The 12,665-nt window shown below is 42.2% G+C and carries 9 protein-coding genes; 2 read left to right on the top strand and 7 right to left on the bottom strand.

Annotation, left to right across the window (positions count from 1 at the left end):
* Positions 1–23: 23 nt before the first annotated feature.
* Positions 24–1,502, top strand: a complete 1,479-nt coding sequence (locus AB9H30_RS10390; protein WP_371194602.1) for a hypothetical protein — start codon at positions 24–26, stop codon at positions 1,500–1,502.
* A 650-nt stretch (positions 1,503–2,152) separates the two neighbouring features.
* On the opposite strand, the gene AB9H30_RS10385 is transcribed toward AB9H30_RS10390, so the two are convergent.
* The 7 genes from AB9H30_RS10385 to AB9H30_RS10355 all read right to left on the bottom strand — a co-directional run bounded on the left by AB9H30_RS10385 (position 2,153) and on the right by AB9H30_RS10355 (position 9,912).
* The gene (locus tag AB9H30_RS10385; RefSeq protein WP_371194601.1) at positions 2,153–2,527 is read right to left on the bottom strand and encodes a hypothetical protein; all 375 of its coding nucleotides are present in this window, start codon (positions 2,525–2,527) and stop codon (positions 2,153–2,155) included.
* 55 nt (positions 2,528–2,582) lie between these two features.
* Complete coding sequence (locus AB9H30_RS10380; RefSeq protein WP_371194600.1) at positions 2,583–5,690, bottom strand: efflux RND transporter permease subunit; 3,108 nt, start codon at positions 5,688–5,690, stop codon at positions 2,583–2,585.
* 8 nt (positions 5,691–5,698) lie between these two features.
* Complete coding sequence (locus AB9H30_RS10375; protein WP_371194599.1) at positions 5,699–6,811, bottom strand: efflux RND transporter periplasmic adaptor subunit; 1,113 nt, start codon at positions 6,809–6,811, stop codon at positions 5,699–5,701.
* Entirely contained in the window at positions 6,808–7,410 is a 603-nt protein-coding gene (locus tag AB9H30_RS10370) for a hypothetical protein (RefSeq protein ID WP_371194598.1), read from the bottom strand. Before AB9H30_RS10370 ends, AB9H30_RS10375 begins: the two co-directional genes overlap by 4 nt.
* Positions 7,411–7,524: 114 nt before the next feature.
* The gene (locus AB9H30_RS10365) at positions 7,525–7,884 is read right to left on the bottom strand and encodes a hypothetical protein (RefSeq protein WP_371194597.1); all 360 of its coding nucleotides are present in this window, start codon (positions 7,882–7,884) and stop codon (positions 7,525–7,527) included.
* Positions 7,885–8,082: 198 nt separating this feature from the next.
* Positions 8,083–9,393, bottom strand: coding sequence for an APC family permease (locus tag AB9H30_RS10360; protein ID WP_371194596.1), 1,311 nt, complete (start codon positions 9,391–9,393; stop codon positions 8,083–8,085).
* 63 nt (positions 9,394–9,456) lie between these two features.
* Positions 9,457–9,912, bottom strand: a complete 456-nt coding sequence (locus AB9H30_RS10355; protein WP_371194595.1) for a hypothetical protein — start codon at positions 9,910–9,912, stop codon at positions 9,457–9,459.
* A 902-nt stretch (positions 9,913–10,814) separates the two neighbouring features.
* Here AB9H30_RS10355 and AB9H30_RS10350 point away from each other — a divergent pair.
* Complete coding sequence (locus AB9H30_RS10350; RefSeq protein ID WP_371194594.1) at positions 10,815–12,662, top strand: copper resistance system multicopper oxidase; 1,848 nt, start codon at positions 10,815–10,817, stop codon at positions 12,660–12,662.
* The last annotated feature ends 3 nt before the right edge of the window (positions 12,663–12,665 follow it).

The following is a 12,665-nucleotide window of genomic DNA, read 5'->3' as shown; positions in this document are numbered from 1 at the left end:
GGCGGAATATATAAGGATTTGGCATGACACCATTGACGGTACTTTACAAACAGAAAAGAGTCGCTAAATGCAATAAAAATCTTGCGATGGCGTTGGTTAAGCATGATTTGCTTCTAGATAACGAAGCAAAAAGAAGCCAAAACAGGATTACAGAAAAATCCAAAGATAATGTTTACAAACTCTATGGTAAGCTGATTATAAACCCAGCAGATAGAACAAAAGCGCTTGAAGCTGTCGAGTTACTATTCACAAATGACAACCATAAAATGGACTTACAAGCGTTCAGAAAGCTCAAACATAAGCTGAAGAAATGGAGTCAAAATAACAGAAATTCTGCACCAGAACGCAAGTTCTATGAAACCATATTAAATCTGATACAGAACGAAAAGTCTACAATAATTAAGAGTAGCGATGTGTTGAATAAGTTTAATGCGCTTGAGTTAGTCAAAAGAATTTCAGATAAAAGTCGCGCATTGATTGCGATTTTACAACTACACAATCTGCGAGCTTCTTTAAATATAGATCAATCATCACAGCTTAAAATTTGCTTAGTATCTATTGTATTTAAGATACCTTCTTTGAACGAACATCAGCTATCAGCAGAGGAGCAAGAACGTTTAGTAGTGGGTTACTTCGGGCAGTATTTCCCTCAATTTCCGATTGTTTTTTCGGCTCTTCACAAAGATGAAATCGATCATCATGTACATCTTGCTATTGATGCAAGAAACAAAAACACCGGAGAATATGACTTCGTGCAGGCACAGTATGAGTTGATAAAAAAGCTGGCTAATAGCATTGCTGACTATGAAGATCTTTATTCTGATTTGGGAAAAAGTAAGAAGCAAAAAACAAAACAGATTGCTAATGTTGGTCGGCTATTGCAGACTCACTTTTATAGATATTTAAACACTCAGCAACAGAAACATGTATTTGCAAAAAAAGAATATGAAACACCCGAGCTTAAGAAATTAGAACGCAAGAAAATTGCAATTGATACGAATAAGCGGATCGCAGACAGAGAATACAACACAGCTAACTATTTAACGAAAGAGAAAAATAAGCTATCGAACGAACTAGCTATTCTTTGTAATGAACACTCAAAAGTACTCGAAGAAACTACAAAAATAAAACATAAACAAACACAGCGTGAGCTGCAAATAAAAACAATGCATAGTGATATTTACCGTTTAAGAGTCGAAAACGAGACTCTCAAAGCGAAGATAGAAGATACAAGAAGTACACTAAATGAGTATGAAGACAAGTTAAAAGGTTTGATACATTCAACATTAGTGAGCGCTATCAGTTATGCCAATAACCCGAGTGAATCACATTTAAAACTGATTGAAAAAGCCGTAGAAAAAATGTTTGTGATCCACCCTGAAGTAGCAAGAGAAGTGCGTAATGCAGCCATAGATATACAACCTAGTGAAGAACAAAAACGAGACATAAAGCATTTCGACACTTACTCTGGCATACCCGATACTGGGTTAAAACCCAAATAAAAGGACGCGTAAAAACCAGCAGATGTGGTGTATAAAACAGTCAACTTAATCTCTATTTTGAGTTGATGCGACGCTGTTCTTTGATAAACCACGGAGCTCACACTAGATAGCGATTGGATTACATTATAGTGATATATAATCACGAAACGATGCGCTAGTGGTTTGAAAATCTTCGAAAACGTGCTTCGAGCCGCGTTACTTAAGATGAACTGTATGAACATGAGCTTGATAGTTTCTTGCTGCAAACCCAGCCTACTGCTAGCAATAATCTGTTACAAATAATCGTTGGTTTACTGCACCTCCCACCACGGCAATTCACTATGTAAAAAATATTTTATTTAATTTGATGCCACAAAATTTTGCTTTTTTTCGACTCTATTGATATTGAATATTTTATATTGAAAGCGACATTACAAACTTTAAAACTCCGTTCATCTTCCGGTCAAAATCGTTCGACTATGTCCCCCCCGCTATGTCAGGATTTGTTGTGCAAATTAACAAATAGGATTTCGTGGCCCTCTGGGCTAGCAATTTTTTGACAATTTTAATCAGAGCCGCAGATACCTAATTATTGATTATCTGAAACTTTTGACTGGAAATAGGCCACGAAATCTTTAAAATTTAAATAAAGAAGATGTCTATAAATCACTCTAAAAAGTGTACCTAATCGTGATTGGATGATGGTCATCGTCAGTCACTCTAACCAACACCTTTGCCCCTTCACTAACGGCAATATCTGCTACCATCCTATTCCCACCAGAAGGAATAAATGACGCCTCACTTTTTTCTTTACCCGCAAGCACAACAATACTAGCAACAAGATCAGTAGCAGAATAATCTTCACCATGATCCCTTATGTAAAGGCTTACCGATTTTTCTTCTTTGACTAGCTCAAATACCATGTCATGTGCTTCTTGGACTATACCGCCATGCTTAGGCTCCAAACTGCCATGAGCTGAAACCTTAGGGGCAAAAATCATCGCAAATAATAAGACCATCAATACAAACGTAATTACTACTTTCATTGTTATTTCTCCAATTAATAGCGAACTTCAAAAGGTGTCGCTAACACAAACCTGTTTACATTACTTCGTCTGATTTACGCTGTTGCCACAGCATTGTTGCCTTGCTACCAAACTCCCTAAAGAGCAAAGGTGTGAGCAAAGTATCTAATAACGTTGAGCTAAGCAGTCCCGAAAAGATGACAACAGCAACGGGATGCAAAATTTCCTTGCCTGGTGCGTCGGCAGCCATTAACAAGGGAATAAGCGCAAATGCAGTTACCATGGAGGTCATCATCACCGGCGCTAATCGTTCTTGCGCCCCTCTAACAATTAACTGAGTGTTAAATTGCTCGCCCTCAAATTTAATCAAATTCAGATAATGACTTAACTTCAAGATACCGTTTCTTGAGGCGATACCAGTAAGCGTGATAAAGCCAACGACCGATGCCACCGAAAGCGGCGTATGGGTCAGCCACATGGCTGCAACTGCGCCTAATAAAGCCATAGGTAAACTACTCATGATAATACTGGCGAACACAAGGGATCTATAACGCATGTATAAAACTAAAAAAATGAGCGCAAATGACATTGCTGATAACAAAACTAATAAGCGCATGGCTTGCTCTTGAGCTAAGAACTGGCCCTCGATGCTTAAAAAGCTGTCGGCGCTTAATTCAACCCCATTTACTTGCTCGCGCACCATAGATAACAGTTCTTTTACGTCCACACCTATGCTGTTGGCATAAATCACCAACCTACGTCGCCCGTTTTCTCTTAGGACTTGATTGGGACCGTCGCTGATAGTGATGTCTGCAATATTAGCAATGGGAATTGCACCTGCTGGCGTATCTATAAGTACTGCACTCAAGGCTTGTGGACTTCTCATCTTTTCATCTAAACGCATGACCAAAGCATAACGTTTAACGCCGTCAATAATATCGACAACATGATCCCCATCGGTTAATAAAGCTAAATATTCTATTGCTTTGCCAGGGCTCAAGCCATATTGCAAAAGCTTGTCTGGCTTTAAACTGACCGACACTTGTGGGATGAGCACTTGTTTTTCGACATTAATATCGACAAGTCCCGGGATCGCTTCTAACTTTTGCCTAATTTTTTCTGCATTAATGCGAAGCTGATCTAAATCGTCGCCAAATACTTTGATTGCTAGTTGGGCTCTTACGCCAGATAAAAGATGGTCGAGTCGATGGGAAATAGGTTGACCAATGGCTACTTGCGCGGGTATTACGCTAAGTTTTTCACGAATTTCAGCGAGTACTTCTTCCCTTGAGCGAGACGATTCTTTTAAATCCACGTCTATTTCCGAAGAATGGACGCCCTCGGCGTGCTCGTCAAGTTCGGCTCTACCCGTTCTGCGCCCGACGGCTGTGACTTCATCAACCGATAGCAATAATGACTCTGCCAAGTGACCCATCCTATTAGATTCAGACAACGACGTGCTTGGCTGAAAAATCATCCCTAATACCAAAGAGCCCTCATTAAACGCTGGCAAAAAGGCACGAGGAAAAAATACAATCGACGACGCGCTTATGACAGCAGCAAACCCACTTACCAATAATATTGAACGCCGCTTAGGTAAGGCCCATATAAGCCATGCGCCCTGCCATTTCTTTAAAACTGACACCAAAAAGCTGTCACCTTTATTAAGTTGCTTCATTTGTGGCAACAAAAAATAGCAGAGCACGGGCGTAACCGTCATAGAAACGAGTAAAGAGGCAAGTACTGCAATAATGTATGCCTGCCCTAAAGGAGCAAACAAACGCCCTTCTATTCCTGGCAGCGCGAATAATGGTAAAAACACCAGTACGACTATGGCGGTCGCATAGACTATACCTGAGCGCACTTCTACACTTGCCCGCCATATCACATCAAAAACAGGATGAGGGTTAGCTTGTTTGGCATTTTGCTTTAAGCGGCGAAGGATGTTTTCTACATCGACTACCGAATCGTCAACCAATTCTCCAATGGCAATAGCTAAGCCACCTAGAGTCATTACATTGATAGTTTGCCCCATCCATTTAAAAATGAGGACGGTAGCCGCAAGCGATAGTGGGATAGCAAGTAAAGATATAAAGGTGGTTCGGGTAGATAACAAAAATGCAAACAAAACGATAACGACAAGAATAGAGCCATCTCTTAGCGCTTCTGTCACATTGTCAACCGACGCTTTTATAAAGTCGGCTTGGCGGAACAATATTTGGGGTGCAGACACACCCTCAGGCAAGCCTGTAGCCAGCTCCCTTAATGCCATCTCTATATCATTGGTCAGTTTAACAGTGTCAGCGCCAGGTTGTTTTTGAACATTAATAATAACTGCTGGTTTGCCGTTATAACCGCCATCACCGCGTTTTACCGCAGAGCCGTAGCGTACGTTTGCTAGTTGTTCTAATCTTACCGATGCATTGCTTTGCCACGAAACCGCCAACTGACGTAAATCATTAAGGTCAAGTGTTCGCCCTTTGTGCCGTATTAAAAACTCTCGATTGTTGAGATCAATAAATCCACCACCTTTATTAGATGCAAAGTTTTCAATGGCATCACGTACCTGTGCCATTGTAATCCCTAGGTTGCGCATGATGTCTAATTTGGGCTCAACTCTAATTTGCCTAACCTCTCCACCAATAGGAATAGCTTGCGAAATGCCAGGAATAGAGAGTAAACGTGGGCGTAGCACAAAATCGGCATACTCTCGCACGAGCATTGGATCGATATTCGCATCGGTATTAATGGGCAACGCTATTAGCATAATTTCACCCATAATAGATGATACCGGGCCCATCACTGGCGTAATACCGTTTGGTAATTGAGATATTGCTTGGTCGAGCCGTTCTGACACTAACTGACGATTGCGATAAACATCGGTATCCCAATCAAACTCGACATATAAAATAGACAGCCCAATGCCTGAGGTCGAGCGCACGCGCGTGACCCCGGTTACGCCGTTAAGCAAGTTTTCTAACGGGAATGAAACCAACTGCTCAACTTCTTCAGGTGCCATTCCGCCAGCTTCGGTCAACACCGTCACCACCGGTTTATTGAGGTCGGGAAACACGTCAATTGGTAACTGCTTACCTTGCCAAAACCCATAAACAAGTGTAATAAGTGCGAGCGCCAATACCAACAGTCGGTTGCGCAGACTCGCATGAACTAATAAGTTAAACATGCGAACTCCTAACGTATTTGGTTAAGTAAGGATGTACCCTTACTCACGACACGATTGTCTGCCCCTAATCCTTGGGTGATTAATACTTGGTTAGCTGATATCTGGCGATACTGGACGATTTGCGGTAAGAATCGTTCGGCAGATACCTTTATCCATACTATGGGTAAATTAGCAGTATTGGTCACCACCGCTTCGGCCGGCAGCACGATGCCGTTTAGACTGTTTTCAAGCTCCGCGAATACCGTGAGTGGCTGGTCAATGAGTAGCATAGATGTAGCGTTGTTGTTTGTATCTAACTCAAAGTGCAAGGTTGCCATACCTGCATTAAGCTGTGGAGAATAGCCACGGTATTGCAAATTGAGCTCTGGTATCTTGTCTATGGAAGCAGTAGTTAATTGCCCGACAAGCGAAGTGTCATTGGTAAGCGCTTCTATGTAGCGCATGTTTGATGCAATGACCTCAAAAAGAGTAGTACCCGCCTCAACCCAACGGCCGCGTCTTGCTCGATGATTCACTAGAATGCCTGTAATTGGCGCAATCAGGGGTTCGGGTTTTTCTAAACCTTGTTGCAATGCCGCTTCTTGTTCAACTAGAATTTTCAGGTCTGTTTCAAGGCGTTCTAGGGACTGTTTTGATGCCAGTTCTGCCAGATCGCGTAAACGCTTCACATCGCGTTTAACTTGCATAATCTCGCTTCGTACAGCCAGTAACTGGCTAGTTTGGTTGGCCAATTCAAAAGCTGTATCTTGGTAGCGGACATACCCCAATAATTGACCTGCGACTACCTTTTCGCCTGTCGCTAATACGCCTGTGTCCCCAGCCTCAAACCGACCATCGCTGCTAGATTGAATTAGCGCTTGGCCTTCTGGATGAGCTCGAACAACCCCGGCTAAAGTAATGCTTTGTTTCACATCTTGGCTAGTCACAAATTGCGTTCTAATGCCCAAAAGGGCTTGGGTTGACATTGGCATTATTACAGAGCCATCGGCTTGCCTACCTAAGTCGTTAGTGGATGCGTTTTCTGTGTTTGTAAGGTGTTCTCCATTGGGACCATGCGCACCTGGTGATGCAATCGCATACCAAGTAGAAAAACAGATGAGTACAATTAGTAACGTTCTCATGACTGAGCTCCTCTCTTTTTACGTCCAAGATAAAAGCCTAATACAAAAAAGATAATCACTAAAGCCAGCGCCCACCAAGGAAAATGGTGGTGTTCCTCTTCATCCGTATGCGAAGTATCGTGATCATGGTCGCCATCATGAGAATGTGCTGCAGCAGTTGACATTTGATTGTCTTGCGGCATCACTAGATTTGCCACCAACAAATCACCGTTGTCGTCAGTCATAATGGTCGCAATCACCTCATGCTCACCTGGTTCATTTAAAGAGGCTAGAAATTTGGGGGCGTTGACGATATACCGGTTTTGCGCTTCATCATAAGTCGCACTAGCAGCTAAAGCGCCTGTCTCAAGCTCTATGCTGGCAAACTGAATGGGAGTGTTTGTTTCAAAATCATGTAAATAGACAATGAGTTCAGTTCTGAATACTTCACCTAAAAGCTCAAACGACTCCGTAAACGCTTCAAACTTTGGTCTTTGCGTTTGTGAATTAGTTTTCTCCGTATCGAGATGCTCACCGTTTGGACCGTGAGCGCCGGGTGAAGACTGTACAGATAGCGAAAGCGTTAATGCGGCTAACACCAAAACAAATAATAAAAGCATCTTAGCGCTCAGCGCTTTAGGTGCATAACAACGATATATCATGTGACTTAAATCCATTATTTAAAAACAACAAAAAAGACCCTCAAGTGGAAGGCAATTGCTAAAATTAAGGATTTATAATTTGGGTGGTGGCGTGTCGTATTTAATAAAGGGTGATGGCCGCCAAGCAAAGAAAGTATCCAGGCTGGCATCAGGCAGTATGTTCGGAATACCTTGGCTCAAGAATGCAAAAATACCAATCACACCCCCGTCATGATGGGCGTTATTGTGTTCTAGTGCTTGTTTTGAATAGCTGATTTCAAATTTTTCAGCATTTGTTTCGTCATGCTCATGCGGTTGACCAATCTCATGAAAATAACCATGAATGGATGATTCACTATTATGATGAGAATCATGCACACTCAATGCAGCAACCAAGGGAGATTGGGCTGATATGCAGATTAACAAAATGATAGAGACAAACTTTTTAAGCATTATTTGGCTTACTCAATAAATTTCGAGACGAAAATATCAAATTTTAGGTGTTTCCACAATGTTTTAAATTAAGTAAAACTTAGTCAGCAGAATATTCCTGACGCTTTTTTATTTTTCCAAAAACTGATGCTCACTTGAAGGGGCTTTGTCACTATGCATAATTTCAAACTATAGCTCTTGAAACTATAGCTCTTTCAACTAAGCCTCTTCACGAAACTTACTCAAATAAAGCTTCTCGGCCCCTACAATTAATACCAAACCGATTATCGCAGCCCAGATTACCACCATGTCAGACGAAGCCTTAATCCAAATAAATGCGCCCAGCACCACTATATCCAGCACGATGGCAGTTAACAGGATCACTGCACTTGCATTAATTTCTTTACGCAAATGCTTAAACACCCCCCAATGTATCGCAATGTCCATTAGTAGATAAAAAATTGCACCCAATGAAGCTATGCGGCTTAAATCGAAGAAAATTGTAAGCAGTATGGCAATCACAACGGTATAAACAACCGTGTGCTGCTGAATGCTGCCTGGCATGCCAAAATGACTATGCGGGACCAGTTTCATATCGGTCAACATAGCTAACATGCGCGACACGGCAAACACACTTGCGATAACGCCAGACACGGTGGCGACAATGGCAAAGCCTACGGTGATCCAAAGACCGCTTTTACCGAATGCGGGTTTTGAAGCTTCTGCAAGTGCGTAGTCTTTAGCCACAACAATTTCATCTATCGATAGATTGGTTCCCACAGCTACTGCTACTAACATGTAGATGACAAAACAGATTAAGATTGAAACAACGATGGCGCGTCCCACGTTTTTCTTTGGGTCAACAATCTCACCTCCGCTATTGGTAATAGTGGTAAAGCCTTTGAAAGCCAGTATGGCCAGCGCGACTGAACCGATAAAATTACCAACACTGGTATCAGCTGGCACAATAAAAGTACTGGTAAAGCCAGCGTCAGCAACGTAAATACCACCGCCAGCCAACACTAGCAATCCCAAGGCTTTCGCTATGCCCATAATGAACGACGTAGTCTGAATGATTTTATTGCCAAGTACGTTTATTAAAAATGCGGCAATTAGTAAGAGAACACCGAGGGCGGGAACCATCCATCTTTCAGGCTCAAAATCAAAAGGTTGCAGGGCGTAGTTGCCAAAGGTTCGCGCAACTAAGCTTTGATTAATCACCATTGAAAAGTACATTAATAAGGCGCAGCATGCCGTTATTGTGCCCTTCCCGTACGCTTTTTCTAAAAACATCGCGATACCGCCCGCCGAGGGGTATGCGTTAGATAGTTTTACGTAAGAATACGCGCTAGCTGAAGATATTATGGCGGCTGCGAGAAAAGCAAAGGGGAACCATTCACGCGCTAGCTCGGCTACTTGGCCAGTAAGTGCGAAAATACCAGCACCTATCATTACGCCCGTACCCATTGCTATTGCACCGGCTAAGCTCAAACTGCCTTTATCATAATTGGAGTGATTGTGATCAGCCATATATGAGTTCCTTTATCATCAGTTTACAAAAAACGCGTACCAACATTTATTGGCAAAGCGATGCTACATATCTTGAAAGCGATTCAAGCCTTGTGCCATCAATATTATTTCTTGATTTTCAAGCTGCAATAAGTTGTTTAGTAGCTCTACATGACGAGGGATAACGGCCTGCTCTTTTAGGTATGAATATAAGGCGATAACTTGTTGATGTTGGTCAAATACCGTTGCGACAATTTCAGACTCTGTCTTATCTTCGAAATCACCTTCGCAATGGTCGTGCAGAATAATTGGGTTTTTCTCCAAATACTCTATAAATAAAGTTTCCAGTTCACCTAACTGCGCTTTATCGGAAAATGACTGAACTAACACCGCAAGATGTTGTTCGTGAACGAGTAAATATTGCATTGCCATTCTCGTCCGCTCGGAATGACTTGGCGCACAATGTTTAAGACATTTCGCCAATTGCTCGTGAAATTGCACCGTCCAGTGCAGTATGTCGCGCATACTTTCTATCTTCATAAATATCCTTGGTATTTAGAGGCCAACTAACAAATCGGCAAGCAATACCAATGTAAACGATGCAAATACAAACTTCATAACAGGCAGATTACCGTTGCATTACATCTTTGTCAGATAGCTGTTTTTATTGGGCCTTTGTGTTTTATTCGGTGAGATTTAGGATAAGGTGAAGCTGAAAAATCAGTTTGGAAAGAATTTTGCAACAGACAGTTTATGTAACAATCATTGGTCAGTTTATAAATTCTCACTAAATAACCGGTAGATTGCTAAAGATGCTTTAAAGCTTGATTAATAAAGGGAACCTTAGGTTTTATTTGTTGCGCAACTTTTACAGATTGTGTGAAAAAAATACGCAGTAAAAGGTTTGGATTTTCATAAGTTAGATGAAGGGATAAAGATGAAGACGTTTCGTAGCAATATAACTCCACTTAATGCGCTCATTAAAAGTGCATTGAGCATGGCTGTGCTAGCTATCATCTTATTTTCTAACAATACATTGGCATGCGATTCAAACCAAACGCCTACTAAAGATTCTACCAATATAAGCGTAAATATTGACTTAGCTGACAATAGCTATGTGCATAGCAAAGTGATGCATGATGACTGCGATGGAAAGTGTTGTCACGCAAATTGCAACTGCTCACACGGAGCTTGCTCTGTCATCTGGGTATTTGTTAGCCGCGACTTAACGCCATTTGGCATATCTAGCCAATCTATATATTCCTTCGTCAATCACTATCATTTTTCCACCAGTTCAACGTTATTGCGACCGCCCAGCCTTTTATAACTCTGCATTAAAAGCTTTCAGCCTTTAAATAGCAATCAGAATATAACGACTAGTATCTGATTGTACTTTGAAATAGGCATTATTTGGTTCAGAACACTTATACAAGAGGTTCAATATGAACAACACAAACAAACATCCGCGTCGTACGTTTATGAAAAATGCACTGTATACCGCTGGCGGTATAGCATTAACTAGCCGCATGGCTGCTCCTTGGGCGAAACCTCAAGGCTACACAAACCAAATCACAAATAAGAATGACTTGGCAATGAATTTTGGCGACAGCGTGGTGAGTGGCGAGGTCATCGATTTAACGATAGCCAAACAAGCAAAACGCATTGCAGGCGGTACTTCAAACCCTATTACCTTAAACGGAATATCACCGGGCCCATTATTGCGCTTAAAAGAAGGGCAAAATGTTACCATCAATGTAACCAATCAACTCAAGGATAGCTCTTCCATACATTGGCATGGCTTTATTTTACCTTACACAATGGACGGTGTGCCGGGCGTTGCCTTTCCTGGCATCGCGCCAGACACAACCTTCCAATACCAATTTGACGTTGAACAAAATGGTACATATTGGTACCACAGCCACTCCGGCCTTCAAGAGCAACTCGGCCATTTAGGGCCGGTCATTATTGACTCTAAAGACGGGGATATAGGTGCCGACAGAGAACACGTCATTTTACTAAGCGATTGGACATTCGAAGACCCGCACGATGTGTTTAGGCATTTAAAAGTAGCTGAAGGTTACTACAACTATCAGCAGAGAACCATTGGAGACACCGTTAACGAAGTCAAGAAGCAAGGGTTCATGAACACTCTGAAAGAAAGAGCAATGTGGGCTGAGATGCGCATGAATCCAAGAGATATTTTGGATGTAACAGCCTCGACCTACACCTACTTAATGAACGGACGCGACGCTTCAACAAATTGGACAGCCTTATATAAAGCTGATGAGAGCGTACGACTGCGCTTAATAAACGGCTCTGCTATGACCTATTTTGACTTTAGGATCCCCGGTCTTGAAATGCTTGTGGTTGCCGCAGATGGCCAACCCATAAAGCCGGTAGCAGTTGAAGAAATCAGGATAGCCGTTGCCGAAACCTATGATGTTATCGTCAGACCAAAAGGCAATACAAGCTACACCTTGTATGCTGAAAGTATGGATAGAAGCGGTTATGTTCGAGGCACGTTAGCCACCGAACTTGGCGCTCGGGCCTCTGTACCTGAGCTTCGCAACATGCCCGAGCGAGGAATGGCGGCGATGGGAATGGGCGATATGTCTTCGATGCAGGGCATGTCCTCGATGAATAGCATGTCTAACATGGAAAATAAAAGTTCAACGACGCCTATGAATATGCAGTCAGATATGCAAGCAATGGGGCATTCAGAAAATAAGGATATGACGCCAACTAAAACGTCTTTGCCGGTTGACAGTATTGCCATAAAACACGATGCATCTGGTCACGGTGCTGGTGCATCAATGATAGCGAGCAATCCAACAAGTCGTTTAGATGAGCCGGGCATTGGATTGGAAAATGTTCAGCACAAAGTTTTAGTGTATAGCGATTTGATAGGCGCAAAACCATGGCCAGATGAGCGTGAGCCAACCCAGACTATTGAGCTGCATTTAACCGGCAACATGGAGCGTTATATGTGGTCGTTCGATGGTCTTAAATTTAGTGAAGTGAAAGACCCTGTACATTTTAGGTATGGAGAGCGAATAAGGCTCATTCTGGTGAATGACTCCATGATGAATCACCCTATTCATTTACACGGTATGTGGATGGAGTTGGAGAATGGCAATTATCCCCCGCCAAGAAAACACACCATCAGCTTAAAACCAAGTGAAAAAGTATCCCTACTTATAAGCGCAGATGCTCCAGGAAACTGGGCATTCCATTGCCATCTTTTGTATCACATGGATGCAGGCATGTTCAGAATTGTGTCGGTATCTTAGGAG

The sequence above is a fragment of the Glaciecola sp. SC05 genome (assembly GCF_041380235.1).
In the GTDB taxonomy this organism is placed as follows: Bacteria; Pseudomonadota; Gammaproteobacteria; order Enterobacterales; family Alteromonadaceae; genus Glaciecola.
The sequence above is the reverse complement of the archived record's forward strand: the minus strand, read 5'-3'. Positions and strand labels throughout refer to the sequence as shown.